Source organism: Vibrio owensii (assembly GCF_002021755.1).
In the GTDB taxonomy this organism is placed as follows: Bacteria; Pseudomonadota; Gammaproteobacteria; order Enterobacterales; family Vibrionaceae; genus Vibrio; species Vibrio owensii.
Map to the genome: position 1 here is coordinate 129821 of NZ_CP019959.1, position 20704 is coordinate 150524.

At 45.0% G+C, this 20704-nt stretch carries 26 protein-coding genes; 12 read left to right on the forward strand and 14 right to left on the reverse strand.

The genetic code is table 11. The features are described 5' to 3' along the window. Positions 1-8 precede the first annotated feature (8 nt). From A9237_RS00525 to A9237_RS00550, 6 genes are all read left to right on the forward strand, one after another. Complete coding sequence (locus A9237_RS00525) at positions 9-827, forward strand: ABC transporter substrate-binding protein (protein ID WP_005441551.1); 819 nt, start codon at positions 9-11, stop codon at positions 825-827. 6 nt (positions 828-833) lie between these two features. Then, complete coding sequence (locus A9237_RS00530) at positions 834-1532, forward strand: ABC transporter permease (RefSeq protein WP_005427748.1); 699 nt, start codon at positions 834-836, stop codon at positions 1530-1532. 43 nt (positions 1533-1575) lie between these two features. Next, positions 1576-2295: an energy-coupling factor ABC transporter ATP-binding protein gene (locus A9237_RS00535; protein WP_005441550.1), complete on the forward strand. Its 720-nt coding sequence runs from the start codon at positions 1576-1578 to the stop codon at positions 2293-2295. Then, positions 2273-2860 (forward strand): molybdenum cofactor guanylyltransferase MobA, encoded by a 588-nt coding sequence (gene mobA / locus A9237_RS00540; protein ID WP_078607097.1) that lies wholly within the window; start codon positions 2273-2275, stop codon positions 2858-2860. Before A9237_RS00535 ends, mobA begins: the two co-directional genes overlap by 23 nt. After that, positions 2857-4635 carry a bifunctional molybdopterin-guanine dinucleotide biosynthesis adaptor protein MobB/molybdopterin molybdotransferase MoeA gene (locus A9237_RS00545; protein ID WP_078607098.1) on the forward strand — a complete coding sequence of 593 codons (1779 nt, stop codon included), beginning with the start codon at positions 2857-2859 and terminating at the stop codon, positions 4633-4635. The genes mobA and A9237_RS00545 overlap by 4 nt, the downstream gene beginning before the upstream one ends. Positions 4636-4709: 74 nt before the next feature. Beyond that, on the forward strand, positions 4710-4976 hold the full coding sequence (locus A9237_RS00550; protein ID WP_005441547.1) for a DUF2960 domain-containing protein: 267 nt from the start codon (positions 4710-4712) through the stop codon (positions 4974-4976). Between the two features lie 77 nt (positions 4977-5053). Here A9237_RS00550 and A9237_RS00555 read toward each other — a convergent pair whose 3' ends face one another. The 3 genes from A9237_RS00555 to A9237_RS00565 form a co-directional block, all read right to left on the reverse strand. After that, positions 5054-5542, reverse strand: a complete 489-nt coding sequence (locus A9237_RS00555) for a hypothetical protein (protein ID WP_078607100.1) — start codon at positions 5540-5542, stop codon at positions 5054-5056. Positions 5543-5758: 216 nt separating this feature from the next. After that, positions 5759-6667, reverse strand: coding sequence for an N-acetylglucosamine kinase (gene nagK / locus A9237_RS00560; RefSeq protein ID WP_009706081.1), 909 nt, complete (start codon positions 6665-6667; stop codon positions 5759-5761). 173 nt (positions 6668-6840) lie between these two features. Continuing rightward, the gene (locus A9237_RS00565) at positions 6841-7590 is read right to left on the reverse strand and encodes a tRNA-uridine aminocarboxypropyltransferase (protein WP_078607102.1); all 750 of its coding nucleotides are present in this window, start codon (positions 7588-7590) and stop codon (positions 6841-6843) included. Positions 7591-7773: 183 nt separating this feature from the next. Here A9237_RS00565 and A9237_RS00570 point away from each other — a divergent pair, with 183 nt between their 5' ends. Both A9237_RS00570 and A9237_RS00575 read left to right on the forward strand, forming a co-directional pair. Further along, positions 7774-8592 carry a sterol desaturase family protein gene (locus A9237_RS00570; RefSeq protein ID WP_078607104.1) on the forward strand — a complete coding sequence of 273 codons (819 nt, stop codon included), beginning with the start codon at positions 7774-7776 and terminating at the stop codon, positions 8590-8592. Continuing rightward, positions 8589-8813 carry a DUF7661 family protein gene (locus A9237_RS00575; RefSeq protein WP_050566735.1) on the forward strand — a complete coding sequence of 75 codons (225 nt, stop codon included), beginning with the start codon at positions 8589-8591 and terminating at the stop codon, positions 8811-8813. Before A9237_RS00570 ends, A9237_RS00575 begins: the two co-directional genes overlap by 4 nt. A 6-nt stretch (positions 8814-8819) precedes the next feature. On the opposite strand, the gene A9237_RS00580 is transcribed toward A9237_RS00575, so the two are convergent. The 7 genes from A9237_RS00580 to A9237_RS00610 form a co-directional block, all read right to left on the reverse strand. Further along, positions 8820-9038, reverse strand: coding sequence for a hypothetical protein (locus tag A9237_RS00580; protein ID WP_061008641.1), 219 nt, complete (start codon positions 9036-9038; stop codon positions 8820-8822). 42 nt (positions 9039-9080) lie between these two features. Further along, the gene (locus A9237_RS00585) at positions 9081-9461 is read right to left on the reverse strand and encodes a hypothetical protein (RefSeq protein ID WP_020197396.1); all 381 of its coding nucleotides are present in this window, start codon (positions 9459-9461) and stop codon (positions 9081-9083) included. A 201-nt stretch (positions 9462-9662) separates the two neighbouring features. Further along, on the reverse strand, positions 9663-9989 hold the full coding sequence (locus tag A9237_RS00590) for a YceK/YidQ family lipoprotein (RefSeq protein WP_078607106.1): 327 nt from the start codon (positions 9987-9989) through the stop codon (positions 9663-9665). Between the two features lie 149 nt (positions 9990-10138). Then, the gene (locus A9237_RS00595) at positions 10139-10615 is read right to left on the reverse strand and encodes a hypothetical protein (RefSeq protein ID WP_078607108.1); all 477 of its coding nucleotides are present in this window, start codon (positions 10613-10615) and stop codon (positions 10139-10141) included. Next, a complete protein-coding gene (locus A9237_RS00600; RefSeq protein WP_078607110.1) occupies positions 10612-11028 on the reverse strand; it encodes an NUDIX hydrolase in 417 nt (138 codons plus the stop codon). Before A9237_RS00600 ends, A9237_RS00595 begins: the two co-directional genes overlap by 4 nt. Beyond that, the gene (locus A9237_RS00605) at positions 11021-11431 is read right to left on the reverse strand and encodes an NUDIX hydrolase (RefSeq protein ID WP_078607112.1); all 411 of its coding nucleotides are present in this window, start codon (positions 11429-11431) and stop codon (positions 11021-11023) included. The genes A9237_RS00600 and A9237_RS00605 overlap by 8 nt, the downstream gene beginning before the upstream one ends. A gap of 208 nt (positions 11432-11639) precedes the next feature. Beyond that, the gene (locus A9237_RS00610; RefSeq protein WP_078607114.1) at positions 11640-13658 is read right to left on the reverse strand and encodes a methyl-accepting chemotaxis protein; all 2019 of its coding nucleotides are present in this window, start codon (positions 13656-13658) and stop codon (positions 11640-11642) included. A 140-nt stretch (positions 13659-13798) separates the two neighbouring features. On the opposite strand from A9237_RS00610, the gene A9237_RS00615 reads away from it, so the two are divergent. Next, positions 13799-14287: a C40 family peptidase gene (locus tag A9237_RS00615; protein WP_078607116.1), complete on the forward strand. Its 489-nt coding sequence runs from the start codon at positions 13799-13801 to the stop codon at positions 14285-14287. A gap of 34 nt (positions 14288-14321) precedes the next feature. Here A9237_RS00615 and A9237_RS00620 read toward each other — a convergent pair whose 3' ends face one another. From A9237_RS00620 to A9237_RS00630, 3 genes are all read right to left on the reverse strand, one after another. Further along, a complete protein-coding gene (locus A9237_RS00620; protein WP_005427720.1) occupies positions 14322-14666 on the reverse strand; it encodes a DUF3802 family protein in 345 nt (114 codons plus the stop codon). A gap of 140 nt (positions 14667-14806) precedes the next feature. Continuing rightward, on the reverse strand, positions 14807-15769 hold the full coding sequence (locus A9237_RS00625) for a GGDEF domain-containing protein (RefSeq protein WP_020197995.1): 963 nt from the start codon (positions 15767-15769) through the stop codon (positions 14807-14809). After that, positions 15769-16737: a response regulator gene (locus tag A9237_RS00630; RefSeq protein WP_078608691.1), complete on the reverse strand. Its 969-nt coding sequence runs from the start codon at positions 16735-16737 to the stop codon at positions 15769-15771. Before A9237_RS00630 ends, A9237_RS00625 begins: the two co-directional genes overlap by 1 nt. Positions 16738-16961: 224 nt before the next feature. Between A9237_RS00630 and A9237_RS00635 the strand changes: the two genes are divergently transcribed. Next, a complete protein-coding gene (locus A9237_RS00635) occupies positions 16962-17828 on the forward strand; it encodes a fructosamine kinase family protein (RefSeq protein ID WP_039840916.1) in 867 nt (288 codons plus the stop codon). Between the two features lie 252 nt (positions 17829-18080). Beyond that, entirely contained in the window at positions 18081-18275 is a 195-nt protein-coding gene (locus A9237_RS00640) for a CPXCG motif-containing cysteine-rich protein (RefSeq protein WP_005427574.1), read from the forward strand. A gap of 116 nt (positions 18276-18391) precedes the next feature. Here A9237_RS00640 and A9237_RS00645 read toward each other — a convergent pair whose 3' ends face one another. After that, positions 18392-19003, reverse strand: coding sequence for a riboflavin synthase subunit alpha (locus A9237_RS00645; protein WP_078607118.1), 612 nt, complete (start codon positions 19001-19003; stop codon positions 18392-18394). Positions 19004-19284: 281 nt separating this feature from the next. Here A9237_RS00645 and A9237_RS00650 point away from each other — a divergent pair, with 281 nt between their 5' ends. Continuing rightward, the gene (locus A9237_RS00650) at positions 19285-20655 is read left to right on the forward strand and encodes an MATE family efflux transporter (protein WP_078607120.1); all 1371 of its coding nucleotides are present in this window, start codon (positions 19285-19287) and stop codon (positions 20653-20655) included. Positions 20656-20704: the final 49 nt, after the last annotated feature.

The window sequence follows — 20704 nt, forward strand, 5'->3', positions numbered from 1 at the left end:
CAACTAAAATGAAAAAAATTGCGCTGACTCTAGCTGCAACGTCAATCACTCTTGTAAGCTACTCTGCTTTTTCAGCTCAAGATGGCGAACACATTCGTCTGGCGACAACAACAAGTACTTACCATTCTGGCTTACTGGACTACCTACTTCCTCAATTTGAAAAAGACACTGGCTACAAAGTGGATATCATCGCTGCTGGTACTGGTAAAGCGCTGAAGATGGGTGAAAACGGCGACGTTGATTTGGTTATGACACACGCTCCTAAGGCAGAAGGTGTGTTTGTTGAGAACGGCTACGGTGTCCTTCCACGTAAACTGATGTACAACGACTTCGTTATCGTTGGCCCTAAAGCTGACCCAGCGCAAGTAAAAGACGATGCGTCAGTACTCGACGTATTCAAAGAGATTGCGAACAAAGACGCAACTTTCATCTCTCGTGGCGATGATTCTGGTACACACAAAAAAGAACTGGGCATTTGGGCGCAAACTAAGATGGAACCAAACTTTGGCGGCTACCGTAGTGTAGGCCAAGGCATGGGCCCTACTCTAAACATGGCGTCAGAAATGCAAGGTTACACCATGACTGACCGTGGTACTTGGTTGGCTTACCAAAACAAATTGGATCTTGCGATTCTATTCCAAGGCGACGAAAAACTGTTTAACCCGTACCAAGTGATTTTGGTTAACCCAGAGCGTTACCCAACCATCAACTACCAAGGCGCGAAGGCTTTCAGTGACTGGTTGGTGAACCCACGCGGCCAAGAGCTGATCAATGGCTTCCGTCTGAATGGTAAACAATTGTTCGTTGCGAATGCTGAGAGCAAATAACGCAATATGAATCTTGCTGATACAACACTAGAAGCCCTGCGCTTACTGGTGAATTTTGATGCAGACCTATGGGAGATCGTTGCGGTCTCCTTTAGTGTTTCTATTACGGCAATATCTTTGGTGGTATTGCCGTCTATTTTGATGTCCTTTGTCCTCGCCTACACCGACTTTCGTGGTAAGTGGTTCTTGCTGTCCATTGTGAACACCTTACAGGCGGTGCCAACGGTCGTAATCGGTTTGCTGTTGTACATGATGCTTTCAAGAGCAGGCCCTTTAGGTGATTGGCAAATGCTGTTTACGCAAAAAGCCATGATCTTAGGGCAAATGATCGTTTGTTTTCCGGTTCTGGTTTCCATGATGCACGGTGCGCTTCAATCAAGTGACCGTCGCGCAGTTGAAACAGCGATTACGTTAGGTGCGTCAATACCTCGTATCGCTGCTACTATGATCTGGGAGACACGTTTTCCTTTATTGGCGGCTATCATTGCGGGATTCTCACGAATCGTCACAGAGGTAGGCTGTTCAATGATGGTTGGTGGCAACATTATGGGCGTAACCCGTAATATTCCGACGGCCATTGCTATGGAAAGTAGTAAAGGTGCTTTTGCGCAAGGAGTTGCATTAGGAATTGTATTACTATCGTTAGCGTTAGCGCTCAACTTCCTCTTATCGAGCATGAGAGGCAAAGGCTATCTAAGAACATGAAGCAAGCAATCGACTCGCCATCGACCCAATGTAAGGGTGAATTATGACTATAAAAATTACCGCCGAGCAATTGTCCATGCGCTTTAAAGAGCGTGTGCTTTTCCACATCCCTGAGTTGGCCATTGGTCCAAACGACGCGATTTACCTAAAAGGTGACAATGGCGTTGGTAAAACCACCCTACTCAAGATCCTTGCAGGTTTGCTCAAGCCTTCAACAGGTAAAGTGGTGGCACCGAAAGATACTTGGTTGAAGAAGTGGACGCGCCGCAATGGTCGTGTTGACGTGATTTATCTCCATCAGTCTCCTTACCTTTTTGACGGCACTGTGTATGAAAACGTCGTTTATGGAGTTAAATATCAACAAGACACGGCAAAAGATAAGCGAGCTCAAGTTATTAGTGCGCTACGCATGGTAGGGTTAGAAACCTTAGCCGACGAACACATCTCTGTATTGTCCGGCGGTGAAAAGCAACGCGTAGCAATGGCACGAGCTTGGATCTTAAAACCATCGATTTTGTTGATGGATGAACCAAGTGCCTCTCTCGACCAAGAGTCGATTGAACGTCTGGTTATCATGGCAAAAGATCTGCTTGATCGCGGTTCTAGTATTGTTGTGACGAGCCACCAAGCGAACGCGTTGACGGATTTATGTAAAAAACAGTGGTGGATTAAAGACAAGACTTTGGTAGAGTCTCCACTCTTGTATGTCATACCAAAAGAAACATCCCAAGAGAACGCATATGCTTCAGCCAACACAAACTAGTTGGGTCATTTTGGCTGGTGGTCAAGCCAGCCGTATGGGTGGAAAAGACAAAGGTCTGATCGAACTGAATCAGAAGCCACTCATCGAACACGTTATCGAACGTCTATCTCCGCAAACACCACGCATTCTAATCAATGCGAACCGAAACCAAGACGCCTACCGTGCGTTTGGTTTCGTCTTCAGCGATCAATTTAAAGATTTTCCAGGTCCGATGGGCGGTATCCACGCGGGCTTGGTTCATGCAGAAACCGATTGGGTTGGCTTCGTCCCTTGCGACAGCCCTCAAATCAACACTGATCTTGTTGAACGTTTTTGCAGCGCAGTAGAAGAAGACACCGATATTTTGGTTGCTCATGATGGCGACCACCAGCAGCCTGTCTTCACGCTTTACCACAAGCGCGTACTGCCAAAGCTGACCGCGTTTTTAGAACGTGGCGATCGTAAGATCATCCTACTCTACAAAGAGTGCAACACCAGTTACGTTGACTTTAGCGACTCACCAAACTGTTTCGTCAACTTAAATACGCCTGAAGAACTGGCGCAATTTGGACAACTTGAATCATGAAACACACGCTAAACATCCCTATTCTTGGTTTTGCTGCCTACTCAGGCACTGGCAAAACTACGCTACTTGAAGCATTGCTACCAAAGTTGACCGAAGCAGGTTTACGCATCGGTATGCTAAAGCATGCACACCATAACTTCGATGTCGACCAACCGGGCAAAGACAGCCATCGCCTACGTAAAGCGGGCGCATCGCAAATGCTGATCTCTTCTCGTAACCGCTTCGCACTGATGACAGAAACACCAGCGTCAGAATCTGAGTTTGATTACCTTTTGACGCGTTTCGATGAAGATAAGCTAGACGTAGTTCTAGTGGAAGGCTGCAAAAACATTGCGTTTCCTAAGATCGAGTTGCACCGTGAAGAAGTCGGTAAGCCTTGGCTTTATCCAAACGATGAAAACATCATCGCGATTGCTTCAGACAGCGGCGAACTAGACTCTGAACTGCCACAAATGAACATCAACGATCTTGAGGCGATTGCCCAGTTCGTTATTCAGTATGTTCAAGAAGCGAAAGCACCAAAGAGTAAAGAGAAAGAAGCCGCTTGCTGCGATACCCTTTCTCCAGCTTTCCTTTCTGTCGTTCAAGGACAAGAAAAGATCCTTTCTTTGATAAACACGGTTGCTGAAACCGAAGCATGCAAGATTGAAGATGCGTATGGTCGTGTGCTTGCAGATCATGTTGTGTCACCAGTGAATGTTCCGCAATACACAAACTCAGCGATGGACGGTTACGCGATTCGCGGTGATGACGTCGAGCGTGAAAGCTACCAAGTGGTTGCTGAAGTGATGGCGGGTCATGCTTACGATCAGCCTTTGGAAGTTGGTCAAGCGGTTAAGATCATGACGGGCGCCCCAACACCTATCAATGGTGATACCGTTGTTATGCGTGAACAAGCTTCCCAAGATGGCGATACAGTCACGTTCAATGGCGCGAGCATCAAAACTGGTCAAAACGTTCGCCAAGCAGGTGAAGACTTAGCAATTGGTAGCGATGTGTTTACTCCAGGCACCCGTCTAGCCTCCCCTGAGATGGGTATGATTGCTTCTCTTGGTTTTGGCGAAACGAATGTATTCCGCAAGTTGAAAGTTGCAGTGTTCTCTACCGGTGACGAAGTTCAAGCGCCAGGCACAGAACAGAAAGCGAATTCAATCTACGATTCAAACCGTTTCACTATCATGGGCATGTTAGAGAAGCTAGGTTACGAGATTTTGGATTTCGGTATTCTAGAAGATAACGAGCAGTTGATGATTGAAGCGCTCGAAAATGCTTCTGCGCAAGCCGACGTAGTCATGACTTCCGGCGGCGTTTCCGTTGGCGATGCCGACTACATTAAGCTGGCATTGGATAAGCTCGGTCAAATTGATTTCTGGCGTATCAACATGCGCCCTGGTCGTCCGCTTGCGTTCGGTCAAATCAACGATAAGCCTTTCTTTGGTTTGCCGGGTAACCCTGTGGCTGTGATGGTTTCATTCATCAACTTTGTTGAACCTGCTCTGCGTAAGATGCAAGGTGAGCAAGACTGGAAGCCACTCAAAGTCAATGCCATTGCCACAGAAAACCTCCGTTCTCGCCAAGGTCGTACCGAGTTTAGCCGTGGTGTTTACGAGCTAGACGAAACAGGTCGCCTAACCGTTCGCACAACAGGAAAACAAGGCTCTGGCATTCTGCGCTCTATGAGTGAGGCGAACTGTTTGATCGAAATATCCCCTGCTGTTGATACAGTAAAATCGGGAGAAAGCGTGACAATTATCCCACTTCAAGGCAGAATCTAGGCCGATTCAGAATTCAAAGGTCAGTATGTCTGGCCTTTTTATTGATAACAGAAAAATTTTTCAGAGAGACAGCTATGGCTCGCACCATTCTTTACACTTACAAAGACCAAGACAAAGAACTGACGTTCTCATACCAGCAACACCGCAACATTCAAGAAGCAGTTGCAGAGGCGGAAGGTATCGATATCACTGAGTACCTAAAGATGGAGCAGCAAATCGAAGCAGTATCTGACACGAAGGCTGTGCGCAACTACCGCGATAATCATTTCAGAAAACTTGGCTTTAGCAAGATCACTCTAGCTCAAAAAGAAAACTTGGGCGTAGGCAAAAAGAAAAAATAAGCTAAGCTAAGCAGACCAAAACAAAAACTCGCGATTCGTCGCGAGTTTTTTTATGCATGCAATCTAAAGACAACACACTATAGCTGAGGCTCTACAATCACAAACTGGTTCGTTCCCGCAATTGGCGCATACCAGTCACTGCCTTGAACGTAGAAAGTCGCCCCATTAACGGTCACCGTGGTTGCTTCATTCGGCAACACATCGACTATCTTACCTGCCATTCCCTTATTTGTTACGACAGTGGTATCCGTTGTATTCACTTCGCTCTGTACAGATACCGGAGGTTGCTCCACATAAATATACTGATCGCCACTTCGCTTGTAATAAACATTATCCACGACGGCATAAGTGATCCCCGCAATCACTAGATAAGTCGCGGTTCTCGGAATTTTATTGTAATGGTATACACGATGAACTGGCGCTTTATAAACGGGACGGTAGACAGGCTTTACCACCACTACCTTCTTCCCATGCTTAGGTGCTGGAGGCTTGGCAAACGTCGGTGAAACCATACCAACTAAGGCGATGCTAAGAACGCCATAGCGTAATTTTGATGAGTTGAACATCTTCATTCCTACTGTTCGTGGAATCAATAAAAACAGCTTATCAATCGAGAGTTCAAGGGACGTAAACGAAGCGTAAAGCTGGGTAAAGATGGCAGCTCAGTTATACAAAGCAGCAGTATGGAGCGACAAAAATAAAAAAGCCTCGCTTCACCTTAAAGGAAAACGAGGCTTTCAATGTTGGTCTTATGTGTTTTGGCTTACCGAAAACTCAGACGACTATTTGATGTTTAGGAACGCAGCACCACGTACGCCGCCTGAATCACCGTGTTTTGCTTTGATGATCTTCGGACATTTCGCGACAGAAAGCAGGTACTTAGGAATACGTTTTGGCATCTCTTCGTAAATCAGTTCGAAGTTAGATAGACCGCCGCCTAGTACAACAACGTGTGGGTCAGTCGCAGTAAATAGGTTCGCAAAGCAGATTGCTAGAAGCTCCATAAAGCGCTCAACGTGCTCAACCGCTTTTGCTTCGCCTTCTGCGTGTGACTTAATGATATCGATCGCTTTCTTCTCTTCGCCGTAGTAATGCGCGTAAAGAAGCTCGAAACCACGACCAGATAGATAGCTATCTAGACAACCTTTCTTTTCACAACCACAACCTAGTAGAGGTGCGTTGTCGCCTAGGTGGAACCATGCGTCGATAGGAAGACGTGTATGACCTACCTCACCCGCTACGTGGTTACGGCCAGAGAATACTTTACCTTCGTAGATAAAGCCGCCGCCAAAACCAGTCCCAAGGATCAAACCTAGTACAGATGGTTCATCTTGAAGGTCTTCATCCCATGCTTCAGAAAGCGCGAAACAGTTTGCATCGTTTTCAATTTTTACGCTGCGACCGATTTTAGCTTCAAGATCAGCGCGAAGTGGTTTGCCTTTTGCTGCAGGTACGTTAACCGTTAGTACAGTTGCATCATCAGCATCTTCCATCCCAGGAAGACCAAGGCCAATCGTACCTTCACAACCAAATTCCGCATCGTATTTGTTAACCAGACCTGCGATAGTTTCTACTAGCAAATCGTAGTTGTCTGTTGGTGTTGGTACACGTTCAGTTGCTACACGCTCAAGTTTTTCGTTAAACGCACCAAACTCAATTTTAGTGCCACCGACATCAAAGCCGTAATACATGCAATTCTCTCCTAAAAAGCTCAAACGACTCCAAAAAAATGCTGGAGTCAAAAAAGATAAACTCCGAGCATTATCCATATCTGTACGCCTGCAAACCGTGACCGAATGCAGATTTATCCCCTCATTGAAGCCAGTTGAACAACAAGCCATCAACAAAAGTTCATTCCTTAGAGTTAGCTCTCGATTTTAGCCCACTCTTTGAAACGTTTCAGATGCGGTCGAGACCAGTCGGTTTTTACGCGAGTTTTCGTCAGCATATAGGTTTCGCGGAAGGCTTCAAACCACAATTGCAGACACTCGGAAGCTCGCTCTTCACCTGCCTGTTTGAATACTAACGTCGCGACTTCTGCAGTAGACAGGTGCTGCTCATTGTCCGAGCGGCGCATGATGTATTCAGACAATGATTCCGGCTCAATAGAAAGCACAGGCAAAGACTTCAAGAACTCGGAACGGCGGAAGATCTTACGCGCTTCACGCCAACTGCCATCAATGAAGATCAGTAACCATTTTTTGTCTGAACCATCGGATGCCTTCAAACGCTCTGGATTCAAACCATCCAATAAACGCTCAGGCTCATCCACGTAATCTGCTGGGAAGACAACCACTGGTTGATAAGCATCGTTTTCTAGCAGTGCCAGCATCTCTTGAGAAGGCTCAGTACGATTCCATTGATACACGTAGGTCTCTTGAATCGTATCAGCAATTAGACGCCCGGTATTACTCGGCTTGAATACTTCGTTTTCCGATACGATCAGCATGCAGGCAATATTGGATTCGATGTTAGGCTGAATGTCGCACAAACAATATTGCTCAGAAACCTGACAATAAGGACAGCGAACCACTTTACAGCCACGAGCGTTAAACGGCTTCGTTGAGATAGATTGACGGTGCTGGTATAAACGATGGAAAGCGTGGATTCTCATGGATAGAAAGTGCCAGTTAGAATAAGTGCATGTATAAAGTAGAGCGCGATTCTACTTGCATCGCCAGTGAGTCTCAAGAAATGCTCGTAAACGGACGGACATTCACATTCCTTTCTTCTCGGTGAAAGATACGTTGGAGTCTTAAGGTCTTAACAAATAAGCGAATCAACCAAGGAAATTAGCGTGACCGAAACAGCATTTAACGACCCTTCTTGGCTACGACTTAGCATCTTTATTGGTGTTTTGTTGCTGTGTACTCTGTGGGAAAACAAGCTACCGAGAAAGAAGTTGACCGTCGACCGTTCATTTCGCTGGTTTAACAACCTCACGTTGGTCGCGCTAAATAGTGTCGTTATTGCCGTTGTCATGCCTATTGCCGCTTTCCAAGCTGCCATCATTGAGTATGAAAACCAATGGGGTCTGCTCAACGCTATTGCCTTGCCGACTTGGTTAAATGTGCTGATAGCCGTTGTGTTACTCGATCTCATCATCTATCTACAGCATTTAGTTTTCCATCACGTTAAACCGCTGTGGAGACTTCACCGCATGCATCATGCAGACTTAGATATCGATGTCACAACCGGAACGCGATTCCACCCGATAGAAATCATTCTCTCAATGATTGTAAAAATCGCTGCGGTGTTTGCTTTAGGCGTGTCTCCTATCGCCATCGTAGTGTTTGAAATCGTATTGAACGCTAGCGCGATGTTTAACCATAGCAATGCAAAGCTTTCACTACCTTGGGATGCGAAGTTACGTAAATTGGTAGTGACACCAGACATGCATCGCGTTCACCACTCTGTCATCGTGCGCGAGACACATTCAAACTTTGGTTTCTTCTTGTCGATATGGGATCGTTTGTTTGGCACTTATCGCGCTCAACCGGAATTAGGTCATGATGATGTTGTGATTGGTGTTCCAGAGATTCGCGACAAAGACGAGCAAAGATTGGATAAACTGATCACCCAGCCATTTCGTTATAAGGAAAAGTCTTCCTCATGAGCAGTTCAATGAAAGTGAATGTGTTTGGAAAAATCATGCTTGCTGAATGCAAAGATGGGATTTGGACGCTTTATATCGATTCGGAAACTTCGATAAAGCGCCCAATCAGAGACTTTGTAGTGCCGCCCTTTCTCGATGAGGACGAGTTACTGACCTACCTAGATGATATGTATCACGAACACGCGACCGCAACTCATCCCAATGTATTTCGGATTGAATAAAAACCGTTAAGCTTTAATCAATTCGCGTTTTTTGTTTGATTGGGTCACACCAACAAACAAACCGATAATCCCAAGAACAATTGAAGAGATGGCGAACACGCTCACATCTTGTTGCTTGTTGATGGCCGCGTACACAAACGCAATACCAAAAAAGATTGCGCCAAAACTAAAGCCCGATAGCGCGGCAAAAACACCGAAGCTCGCCAGCTCCTTAAAGTTATCCATAACACTTCCCTGTTTAAAAATACGTAATATCGAATAAAACAATTACCGGAATATCTGACGTGAGTGGCGATGCTTTTGCGAATTCCACAGCCAAATTGATACTCCAATAGAAAACCCTAATAACAACGTTTGCCATTGCAGTTGTCCACTGCTCTCCAATACGCCCAATCCATAGTGCGCATAAGAGTTAAAGCCTACGCTGCTCAACATAATCAATAACAGTAAAACCAGCCCAGTCCGGCGGTGCCTAATCAGCAAATAAACGGCGAGTAAATCAAGGAGGCCAAGCGCGCTCCAATACATGTTTAACCAGCCTGGGGCAAAATCGTAAGGCAAAAAGCCATCGACAATATTGTCGTAAATGTGGATGACACCACCCACTGTCAGGCAAAGGCATAGGAGAAACAGTACGAATTTATCCATTATCGTTACCTTTCCTTATCTGAATGAATGCGCAAAGCATATAGAAATCAGCTAAATAATTGTAATTTCGACGCCATTTTTGAGAGCGACAGTGCCTTTAAACCGTACGTGAGAGGTTGAAAGAACAACAATGGCTGTTCTTCCTTATCATTTCGCTCCTGATAAAAGCATAGCGTTTGGTTTGATGGTTCGCTTGAAAGCTTAGTTAACCTCTATTGGCCCTTTCTGTGCCTGCATCGTTATTGTGTATGGTAGGAATAAAGTATCAGCCAACGCTGAAAAAGCAGTATCAAACACAAAGAAAGGCACCCCATCCAGTTTGGGACCCGTGTTTTCAGAATAGCTAGACTCACCATTCAACAAACACATGTTGTAATTCACTCCACTATAAACTCTTGGAATTTCCTTGCAGTAGCTCTGCTTCCCCTCATGAGCGATTCTCACATGATTGTTTGTTGGGTTTAGGGTCTCTATCGTTGCACAACCTTGCGACGCAATGGCTGCCAATATGACGAGTCGTTTTTTCATGAACTTTCCTTTTCTGTATTTCCTTCGTGAGAATGATTTACTTATTTCTTTGCTTACTGCTGATACACGTGAGATGTGACGTTTGGATGTGGTTTAGAAGCTACAACAAATCTCCGGTGAAATTGTCGGGAACGAGCAATAGTCGAACGTCAATATTGCTCCATCTCTTTCGCCTTCGCATCAATGAACACAAACTTCATCGAAGGAGGAAAGATAAAAGCATCATCACATCGATAACCTCTTAGCCACACACCATCATCCCGCTTACGCAGATACAAACCTCTGGGATAGGTGTCTTTCTGAGCAAGAGGCAAAGAAGCGAGCGTTATGTATTCGTCTTTTGTGAGCAAAATACCTTGAAGTAACAAGTATGGTGCAACGGCGAGCGAACAAGGCTCTAGCCCTTTCAGAGCTCCATGAATAAGAAGCTCAGCCAACGTTGCTCCAAATGAAGCACCTAATTCCGAAGGCGTTACTATCGATAAAGACAAAGTCTGAGCATGCTGTTTGGTTTGTATCAATTGATCTTCAAACAGCTGTAAGGCAAAGGGATTGAATTGAATGCGTTGATCTTTGAGTTCTTGAAGCAACTCTGCATTCGTGTGATTACCGATTTCAACTTTCACTTAATTGCTCCAAGGCGGATAAGCTGACGAACTTGCTCTAAAGCACGCTGAAAGACAGGGTGCGCATGGGAAGAAATGTCTTTCGCAACTTCATGCCAAAATAATTCGAAATCATGTCCACCATCATCTTTAGTGTGGAAGACCCAATGTTCCGGCAACACTTCACATTCACACAAAACGAAATGCCAACGTTGCTCCTGAAATCCACTCTCCCAAGCCCCTAAGTAGGTTGTGTGATTGACCAATTCGATGCCCGACTCTTCTGCCAACTCTCTTTTTGCCGCACTTAAGAAGTCGCAATCGAAAGGTTCAACAGTGCCTTTCACCAATTGAACGCCCGCAAGAGGATGTTTGAAAAGAAGAATCTCGCGGTTTTGTTTTCGTAACACCAGAGGACACACTTTATCAACCAAAGAATACCTCCTCGCTCTGAAGGCATATTTGTTTCGCTTCGACTGGAAAGAGAGGCAACATGGCTAGCTCAGTAAAATTCACCCATCTCAAAATATATTGATTGGAAGCCGATTGCCTTTGTTGTTCGGGGCCATTACCTAGCGTAGGGGTGGCTGAGCCGATATGGGATAAGAAGTAATGATCCTTTCGGCCTTGATTTTGAATCTGAAACACAGGTGTGAGCGATGTCAGCTCTATAGAGGTTTCTTCCAGTGCCTCGCGTTTCGCCGCTTCAGAAAGAATTTCTCCATCCTCTACACTACCGCCAGGAAACACCCAATAGTGTCTGTCGCCCTTCACTCGTTCAATCAATAAAACTTCTCGGTGCTCGTTTATTAATATCAAACTTGCTCGCTTCGGCATTCATCTCACTCCCTTGATTTAGCGGAACATTCTAACAACCTTGAGGCGATAACAAAGAATTAACAAATGCTGGCAGCACATTTCTCTTGTGCCATTAATCAATTTGCGATTTGGGTCACTCACTCTTGGAGTCAAAAAATAAAAAGGCAGAGCGATTGCCCTGCCTTTGGTCGTATTGGAAGTTCGGTTGCTCTTACCTAATACTGGATCAACTCACTTGATGCAGTTCGTATTTATGCAACATCGCTTGTTGGTGGCCCGCGATGTCTGCGACTTGCTCTGAGCTTTCGACCATGGATTCTAATTGGAGTTTGGTGTGTTCACCTTGGTCAGAAATGTGTGTAATGGCTTGCGACACGTCCGCCGTTGCTCGTTCTTGCTCTTCTGTCGCAACAGAGATCTGTTCGACACGCTGTTGGATATGCTGAACCGCTGCGTTAATGTCTGAGAATGCCGATTTCACTTCATCACTCGACTGCAATGCGTAAGACATTTCCTCACGTGAGTCATTCACCGCTTTGCGTGATCGTTCTGCCGCAGCGATTAACTCATTCATCATTTCACGAATATTGGTGGTCTGCTGCGAAGTATCACAGGCTAACTTACGAACCTCATCGGCAACGACTGCAAAACCTCGCCCTTGTTCCCCTGCACGCGCCGCTTCAATCGCCGCATTCAAAGCAAGTAAGTTGGTGTTATCGGCAATGCCGCTGATCATATCCACCATCTCACGAATCTGTTTTACTCGTTGGTCGAGTTCAATCATGGAGTGTTCATTGATGTTGAGTGAGCTTTCTAATGACTCCAAACGCTGACGGTTTTGCTCTACCACAGCAACGCCTGTCACTGTGTGTTCCGTCGCTAAATGCGAATCTTCGGAAGAGGCATTCGTCACCGTCGCGATCTCTCTAATCGATGCTTCTAACTGAGTAATGGTCGTCACCATGCTCGCCAGTGCTTCATTTTGCACCGTTAAACTTTGATTGGTTTGCTCTGCCGCATCGTGGCTTATCTCAGCGGTTTGATACAAGGTTTCGCAGTTACGCGTGACGGTAGAAATCGAATCGTGTGTTGAATCGATAACTTGGTTGAGTTTGCGTGCAACTTCTTTAAGTTCAAACGGGCCAATCTCTTGCGCTTTATCTCGGAAATCATGTTCCGTTAACGCGGAGAGACGAGTAAGGATGTTTTTCAATCCTCGATTAATCCAAGTACGAAGGCCAAACCAAGTCACTAAAACCACAAGCGAGATAACGCCAGCGGCAACAACAACCATCAAACTGACGTTTTGAATGGTGCTGTGGACAATGGTTTCACGCTCATCAATCAGCGCTGAGGCAGATTCAGATACTTGGTCGAGCAAATACATGGTTTCGTTTGAGAGCTGAGAGGCACGCTGAAACTCGACCTTTTGCTGTTCGCTCTGCTCAAGTTTCGCCAGAATCAAACGCAAAACCCCGTCATCTTTGAAGCCTGCCTGTACCATCTCATAAGGCGCAGTTAGGCTGGCGAACTCTGTCACTTCCGGATGCCATTCTTTGAAGTCATCGTAAGCGAGGTTGATACCAGCGATACGGTTTCGCATTTCTCTGTATTCTTGCTCCGCTTTCTCTAACTCGGTTTGCATCATCATGACCAAGAAGGTGCTTTCCATCGAGCTTGCGGATGCAATGAAGCGATTTGCCGCATCACTCGATTCAGGGTTATCGTTGCTTAGAAACGAGCTGATACGGTTCATCTCCGGACCAATCGAACTTAAGCCATATCGAAACCCACCGACGGCCGAGTTAATGTCGCTTTGCATCTGAATCACCGCAGACTGTTTCGATAAAATGGAATTGGTGACTTGATGCAACTCAGCAACGTTTTCTTTGAGCATGCTTGATAGGTGTTCAGCAACACCGGAAGTTTGCGCTATGAGCCCATCACTTTGCTGAGCTAGCTCTTCAATTTGCGAAGTGATTAGAGGAAGTTCATTCGGATCGGTTATTTGCATTCCATAGTTCAGCAGTTTGACCTGCTCTAAAACGTTCCTTGTGAGTGTCGCATTTGCCATTGCCATGGGTAACGCTTTTTGAGACAACTCTTCAAATTGTTCGCCAATCTGTTCCATTCCTTTGAAACTTGAGACAGAAAGGGCTATAACAAGTGCGATGATAGTTAAAAATGTTGCACTGATAGTCTGAATCAGTGAAAGAGAAAGGCGTAAACGTTTGCGCTCTGTCATAATCAATTTATGTTCTTTCTTGGTTTTGAATCAACTTTCCGTTTGTTCGTCACATAAGTGAGACAAAAACGTGATTTTCAGCCCATAGTAGGCATTGGTTATGACACTAATATTTCAGTTTTAAGTCATGGAGATGACCTGTGTACAAAGTACGTCGTATATTTTTCCCTTTAATAATCAGTACGCTACTTAGTGCGTGTTCTTCTGGTCCAGACCCAGTAACGCAAGTAAACGCCTCCCTTCCAGTCAACCAACTTCTGTCCGACAATCAGGACTTGTTTCAGTTTTTTAATGAATGGGAAGGCACGCCCTATCGTTTAGGCGGTACAAAAAAATCAGGCATAGACTGTTCTGCGTTTGTACAAAAAGCCTTTGTCGAGGCATACCAAATGTCATTACCGCGAACAACGCGCCAACAGTCTAAACAAGGTGTTGAGATGAGTTGGTCTGATGCGCAGCAAGGCGACTTGGTGTTTTTTAAGACCAGAAGAAGCACATACCATGTCGGTATCTACTTGGGTAATAAGCAGTTTATGCACGCTTCCACATCGAAAGGCGTGATCATTTCAAGAATCGACAACCCGTATTGGGCATCGAAATTTTGGCAAGTAAGAAGAGTTACAATGTAACTCCTCTTTGAATAGGAATGACGAGAGATTGGAATCAGTCGTAGGTCGCGACAGCTGTATCAAACAAGTTCTTCACCAACGCGATGTATTCATCTAAAAAAGCGATCTGTTCATTGGTCGCTTTTTTCGTCCACACACCCGCAAGCACTTCACCCAAATCTTCTACTACCGCATCAGCTTCTTTTAGTAACTTAAAGCGCACACTTGAATGCAATTCTGGGTTTTGTTCGAATATCGCCATGATGTTCGACGCAACCATGTCAGTCACGACATCTTCAATGCTTTCTGATCCTGTGTCACCGATTTCAGACGTGAAAATATCTAAGTTAAGTGACAAGTGCTCGATTAGAGCGAGATATCCATCGGTTTCTACAACCACTGTTTTTCTCCGTTTAGTGCAAGCCTTCGAAGCTGAAAGCGAAATAGTTTCAATAGTAAGACATGCCGAGAAAATTTCATTAACTTATTTCATATTAATAAGCATTGATGCGTTAACTGAATGGTTTTCAACCAATTAGGTTAGTCATCTTCGTGACAACAGGTTTGATTTCGTCCATTTTCTTTAGCACGATATAACGCAGCATCGGCACTCTTAAGCCATTGTGTGTGACTCTCGAAGTACGATTTATACTCGCAAACGCCGATACTTATCGTGTAGTTAATCAAAAAGTCTTCAACTTTCACGATTTCTTGCTCGATTCGCTTTCTTAAACGCTCTGCAAAATAGCTCGCCTGCTCTTGATTGGTATGCGGTAGTAGAACAGTAAATTCTTCCCCACCGAAACGCCCACAAACATCACTGCTGCGTGCAGTTTTGCGCAATAAGCTAGATGTACGACGAATCACTTCATCGCCAGTGTGGTGGCCATAGGTGTCGTTGACCTTTTTAAAGTGGTCAATATCAAAGATCACCAACGAGCTTGCCCCTTCAATGACTTTGAGTTGGGCAAACTCTTCTTTCAATGACTGCTCCCAGTACGCACGGTTAAATAACCCCGTGAGGCCATCTTTACGACTGATTTCAGAAAGGTGCTGGTTGGTTTCTCTCAAGTGAATACGGTTACGCGCGGTTTCTGAGACATCGTTGATTTGAATCGCAATGTGGCTCACTTCTCCTGAGAGGGAGCGTAATGGCGTGATCACAATGTCTTGGAACATCAGGTTGCTGCTGTTTGAAACCGGCGAGAAGTTGTTGAACTTAAAAAGATATGGTCGGTTTTCCCAGCTAGAGAATGAACGCGTCTCTAAATCAGCCGACGTTTTCAACTTTGTCTCTAACCATGTTCGTGGTAGATCTTCAAAGTGATCAAATAAGCACTCACCTAAGATGTTTTGCGACAAGATACCGCTGTACGACTGCATGAAACTGTTCCACACACAGACTTTATACTCTTGGTCGAGTACGATAAGTCCAGAGTCCATGGTATCCAGAATTTGGGTAACCCAGTGAAAGTCTGCTATGTCCAGCGTGATTTCGGACATTAGATTAACTCCATGATTTCATAGATGATTTCTACGGATGATTTATCTATCAAAAACAGAACTTCACACTCAAAGTCGAGTGCCTCTGCCATGTAGGTGTATTCGATGGTAAAGAGTTGGCCAGCTTCGCCCTTTTCTTCACTGAAAGGCGTAATGGTTTCAATGATACCTGGCTGACGCAGAGAGAATTGCTTATCCAGTTGGTTACCTAAAGACGTTAGGAAAGAAGAAACCAACAAGTTAGACACATTTAAGATGATTTCATTGTGTGGCGTAAACTCTAGTAAGTACCCCAACCGCTCACCGATTTGGTTGATGTCTTTACCGCGCAAACAAACCAGTGCTTCACCGTGGATACCACCACCAACAAATCGCTGGGCAACCGCCACAGAACTCTCACGCCCGATCACATCCACCAGTGTCATATGAAGCTCGCCATAAGAAAGAGGTCCTACATGAGGCACTGGAAGTTGAATAAATTCGCGCAAATGGTCCGCCATGATTGCTGCACCTTTACCTAGCGCAATATTGGCTACCTCTCGGAACTTAGACAATGGGGTAATTTCTATATTTGGCGTTGGTTCAATTTCAACACTAGAACTAAAGGCGTAATGCAACCCCAGACTTTCATACAAAGGAACGACTTGTTCTTCAGAGAGTGGTTTCGCAATAAAGTCTATTGCACCAAGATCTAAACAACGTTGTTTGGCTTCTTGCTGAACGTCACCCGAAACGATGACGATCTTGGTTTGATGTTGGCTAACAGGCAGAGACTCTAGTACCTCGAATCCGTCCATTATCGGCATCGTCAAATCGAGAAACAAAACGTCAATATTTTGTTCCGCTAGGACTTTTAACGCCTCGTGACCATCTTGGGCTTCGAGAAGGTGCAATGATGTATCTTGTACGATGGATCGGGAAATCAACTTTCGTGCGACTGCCGAATCATCACAAATCAGTATTTTCATGCCACCAATGGAACTAAAGTCAAAAAAATTATAATACTCGTTGTATCTCAATAGCTCCATATGTTAAGTCGATAAATCATAGAGTTATAGGCGACATGATTCACACTTATGCACATTTTTCACTATGACCGACGTATTTATTGTCGAAGTTTGCTCAAGTGCGCGTCAATCTTCCGCCGTTTATCCTAAACTATTGTTGGTCAAATAGATGAGCGAGGTTTTGTATGTGGCAAGCAATATCGCAACAGCTTTCTGATACCTTAATGTTTGAATATCAAATCACCGAGAAAGTGAAACTTTCAGGCGGCGACATTAGCGAAAGCTACATGATCAATGACGGAGAGCAACGCTATTTCGTCAAACTTAATGATCGGGATTTCTTAGCCAAGTTTGAAGTAGAAGCGGAAAGCCTTCACCTTTTACGTGAAACCTCTACTCTATTTGTCCCTGAAGTCGTTTTAGTCGGTAAAACTAAAACGCACTCCTTTATTATTCTTAATTACCTCCCAACCAAACCGCTTGAAGATGCCAGCAACAGCTTTAAGTTTGGCCAACAACTGGCGCGCCTTCACTTATGGGGCGAACAGAAAGAGTTCGGTTTCGACAGCGATAATTATATCGGGTCTACACTTCAACCAAATCAATGGCACAAGAAATGGTGCGTCTTCTTCGCTGAACAGCGCATTGGATGGCAATTACAATTGCTGAAGGAAAAAGGCGTATCTTTGGTTGATATCGATGACTTTATTGACGTCGTGAAACAGCTTTTAGCAAATCACTCACCTCAGCCTTCTCTTCTGCACGGTGACCTGTGGAATGGAAACGTTGCACTGACCCCTGCAGGACCTATTAGTTTTGATCCAGCCTGTTATTGGGGAGACCGGGAATGTGACCTCGCCATGACCGAGTTATTTGGGGGTTTCCAACCTGATTTTTATCAAGGATATGAATCAGTTGCACCACTTTCGGTTGGCTATGAAGAACGTAAAGATATCTATAATCTCTATCATGTTCTCAACCATTGCAACCTGTTTGGCGGACATTATCTGGAGCAAGCGCAATCGATAATTAAGAAGATAATTTCTTATTGATTTGGAAGGAAAAGATCATTGCCGAGTGTAAATTTTCGACGCATATCACTCTAGAGAAAGGCCCCAAGCCCAACGTTGGGTTTGGGGTCAACTTTTGTACTTATTTCGACTCAATTAGCAACAAGAGCACCTAATATTCTAAGTAACTCGGCTTACGTTGTATCTCTAACCCTAAGAGACAAGCGAATAAATAAGGGCTGTATTTTCTCTACAATAAAGTATTAAAAGCCCTGCAATACTAGGAGTTTTTGTATGCAAAATTACACTGAAAGACATGTGAAATGTCCCCACTGCGGGCACTCAATCGGCATCACTCTCGATGCAAGTAATGGTAACCAAGAGTTCTATGATGACTGTCCGGCTTGTTGTCATGCGATTCACCTCAACATGAAAGTTGATGAGTTGCAGCAAAAGGTCGAATTGTTCATTGACGACAACTACGAGTAGGAACTCACATCCCCCCCTAAAAACAGAAGAAACAAAAAAGGAGCCTCAAGTGCTCCTTTATTATTTTTACCCTGTTACTTTTGCCTAGTTAAACAGAGTAGCTATTCCTCGCAGAACTACAGCTGCTTCGCTGCCAATACACGTTCTACCGTATCAACAATTGCTTGCGTTTGTGGATCGAATTCTACGTTGATTTTTTCACCCACTTGGCGACGACCAAATAAGGTTCTTTCGAGCGTTTCCGGAATTAAGTGTACTGAGAAACGGTTGTCTTCGACTTCACCAATGGTCAGTGAGCATCCATCTAAGCCAATGTAGCCTTTCGCAAGCACGTACTTCATTGATTCTTCTGGCAGCAAAAACCAAATCGTGCGGTTGTTTGGCGTATCAATGACGTCTGCAATTTCTGCCATTAAGCTAATGTGACCAGACATGCTATGACCGCCGATCTCATCACCGAACTTTGCTGCGCGCTCAATGTTGACGCTGTCGCCTGCCACCAATTCGCCTAGGTTAGTCAGCGCAAGTGTCGCTTGCATTAGGTCAAAGCTGATTTGCGATCCTTCGATTTTCGTTACGGTGAGGCAACAACCGTTGTGCGCAACAGACGCGCCAATTTCAAGACCTTCATTTAATGCGCCTTCCAGTTCAACAACGTGAGTTTGAAAGCGATCTTTCTTGTCGATATGAACGACTTTAGCCGTACCCTGAACGATTCCTGTAAACATTCTTTTTACCTATTTGTTAGAAGCGACTGATAGCCAAGCTAAACGTCCGCCGAGTGTTTTTACAATCGTCTATCAATTAACCAAAAATCCACATCTTGTGGGTATGGTATCTGAGCATACAATTGTTTATCATCTGCGCGGAGTTCCACCGAGGCATTTTTTCACCTTATAGTGACTAAAATCAACCATCAGATCAGTTCATCACATCTTTTGTCCTCGAGCACTCTCTTTCGATTCAAATTATTTCTTTTACAATATATTGTTCCGCTCTGGAGTATTTCGTGCATCGCTATAAAGAAGAAGCATCGAGTCTTATTAAATTAGCTACCCCTGTGTTGATCGCTTCTGTCGCGCAGACGGGGATGGGCTTTGTCGATACCGTAATGGCAGGTGGCGTCAGCGCGACCGACATGGCTGCGGTGTCTGTGGCTGCAAGTATCTGGCTTCCATCAATTCTATTTGGTGTGGGTTTATTGATGGCGCTTGTACCAGTGGTTGCTCAACTTAACGGTTCCGGTCGCCGCGTTAAAATCCCATTTGAGATCCAACAAGGCATTGTGCTTGCCCTACTGATCAGCATTCCAATCATCGGAGTGTTGTTCCAAACCCAGTTCATTCTTGGGTTAATGGATGTCGAAACAGCAATGACAGAGAAAACCATTGGCTATATCCATGCGGTTATTTTTGCTGTACCAGCGTTCTTGCTATTCCAAACCTTACGCAGCTTTACTGATGGTATGTCGCTAACGAAGCCTGCAATGTTCATCGGCTTTATCGGCTTGATGCTGAACATCCCACTTAACTGGATTTTCGTTTACGGTAAATTCGGCGCACCTGCACTAGGTGGTGTGGGCTGTGGTGTTGCAACCGCGATCGTCTACTGGGTGATGTTTGGCTTACTGCTTCTATACGTAACCACTTCTGCACGACTAAAAAGCATCAACCTGTTTGGCGAGTTCCACAAGCCTCAACTAAAGGCTCAAATTCGCCTATTCAAACTGGGCTTCCCTGTCGCTGCGGCGTTGTTCTTTGAAGTGACGTTGTTTGCCGTGGTTGCGCTTTTGGTCTCTCCACTCGGTTCGATCATTGTTGCCGCGCACCAAGTTGCGATTAACTTCTCTTCACTTGTTTTCATGTTACCAATGAGTGTGGGTGCTGCAGTGAGTATCCGCGTTGGTCACCGCTTGGGTGAAGAAAACGTCGATGGCGCACGTGTTGCTTCTCGCGTAGGTGTGATGGTTGGTCTTGCTCTTGCGATGATGACGGCAATTCTAACTGTTGTGTTCCGTGAGCAAATTGCCCTGCTTTACACCAATAACCCTGAAGTTATCAAACTGGCGATGGTGCTATTGCTGTTTGCTGCGATTTACCAATGTACCGATGCGGTACAAGTTATTGCGGCAGGTGCTCTGCGCGGTTACAAAGACATGCGCGCGATCTTCAACCGTACCTTTATTGCCTACTGGTTGCTTGGTTTGCCAATCGGCTACGTGTTAGGTCGTACAGACTGGATTGTTGAGCCTATGGGCGCACAAGGTTTCTGGTTAGGATTTATCATTGGTCTATCGTCGGCGGCATTCCTACTAGGTATTCGCTTGCGTTGGATGCACCGCCAAGACCCTGAAGTGCAATTGAATTTCTCTCAGCAGTAGTTCAAACTTCGACTATCAAATCTTAAAGCCAGCGAACGCTGGCTTTTTT

Excerpts from the sequence above, each read along its gene's own strand:
- A9237_RS00585 (WP_020197396.1), bottom strand. The coding sequence starts at position 9,461 with ATGGATAAATTCGTACTGTTTCTCCTATGCCTTTGCCTGACAGTGGGT.
- A9237_RS00530 (WP_005427748.1), top strand. The coding sequence starts at position 834 with ATGAATCTTGCTGATACAACACTAGAAGCCCTGCGCTTACTGGTGAAT.
- mobA (WP_078607097.1), top strand. The coding sequence starts at position 2,273 with ATGCTTCAGCCAACACAAACTAGTTGGGTCATTTTGGCTGGTGGTCAA.
- A9237_RS00640 (WP_005427574.1), top strand. The coding sequence starts at position 18,081 with ATGCAAAATTACACTGAAAGACATGTGAAATGTCCCCACTGCGGGCAC.
- A9237_RS00590 (WP_078607106.1), bottom strand. The coding sequence starts at position 9,989 with ATGAAAAAACGACTCGTCATATTGGCAGCCATTGCGTCGCAAGGTTGT.
- A9237_RS00575 (WP_050566735.1), top strand. The coding sequence starts at position 8,589 with ATGAGCAGTTCAATGAAAGTGAATGTGTTTGGAAAAATCATGCTTGCT.
- A9237_RS00555 (WP_078607100.1), bottom strand. The coding sequence starts at position 5,542 with ATGTTCAACTCATCAAAATTACGCTATGGCGTTCTTAGCATCGCCTTA.
- A9237_RS00645 (WP_078607118.1), bottom strand. The coding sequence starts at position 19,003 with ATGTTTACAGGAATCGTTCAGGGTACGGCTAAAGTCGTTCATATCGAC.
- A9237_RS00550 (WP_005441547.1), top strand. The coding sequence starts at position 4,710 with ATGGCTCGCACCATTCTTTACACTTACAAAGACCAAGACAAAGAACTG.
- A9237_RS00630 (WP_078608691.1), bottom strand. The coding sequence starts at position 16,737 with ATGAAAATACTGATTTGTGATGATTCGGCAGTCGCACGAAAGTTGATT.
- A9237_RS00635 (WP_039840916.1), top strand. The coding sequence starts at position 16,962 with ATGTGGCAAGCAATATCGCAACAGCTTTCTGATACCTTAATGTTTGAA.
- A9237_RS00535 (WP_005441550.1), top strand. The coding sequence starts at position 1,576 with ATGACTATAAAAATTACCGCCGAGCAATTGTCCATGCGCTTTAAAGAG.
- A9237_RS00605 (WP_078607112.1), bottom strand. The coding sequence starts at position 11,431 with ATGCCGAAGCGAGCAAGTTTGATATTAATAAACGAGCACCGAGAAGTT.
- A9237_RS00625 (WP_020197995.1), bottom strand. The coding sequence starts at position 15,769 with ATGTCCGAAATCACGCTGGACATAGCAGACTTTCACTGGGTTACCCAA.
- A9237_RS00610 (WP_078607114.1), bottom strand. The coding sequence starts at position 13,658 with ATGACAGAGCGCAAACGTTTACGCCTTTCTCTTTCACTGATTCAGACT.
- A9237_RS00525 (WP_005441551.1), top strand. The coding sequence starts at position 9 with ATGAAAAAAATTGCGCTGACTCTAGCTGCAACGTCAATCACTCTTGTA.
- nagK (WP_009706081.1), bottom strand. The coding sequence starts at position 6,667 with ATGTATTACGGCTTTGATGTCGGTGGCACTAAAATTGAGTTTGGTGCG.
- A9237_RS00545 (WP_078607098.1), top strand. The coding sequence starts at position 2,857 with ATGAAACACACGCTAAACATCCCTATTCTTGGTTTTGCTGCCTACTCA.
- A9237_RS00565 (WP_078607102.1), bottom strand. The coding sequence starts at position 7,590 with ATGAGAATCCACGCTTTCCATCGTTTATACCAGCACCGTCAATCTATC.
- A9237_RS00580 (WP_061008641.1), bottom strand. The coding sequence starts at position 9,038 with ATGGATAACTTTAAGGAGCTGGCGAGCTTCGGTGTTTTTGCCGCGCTA.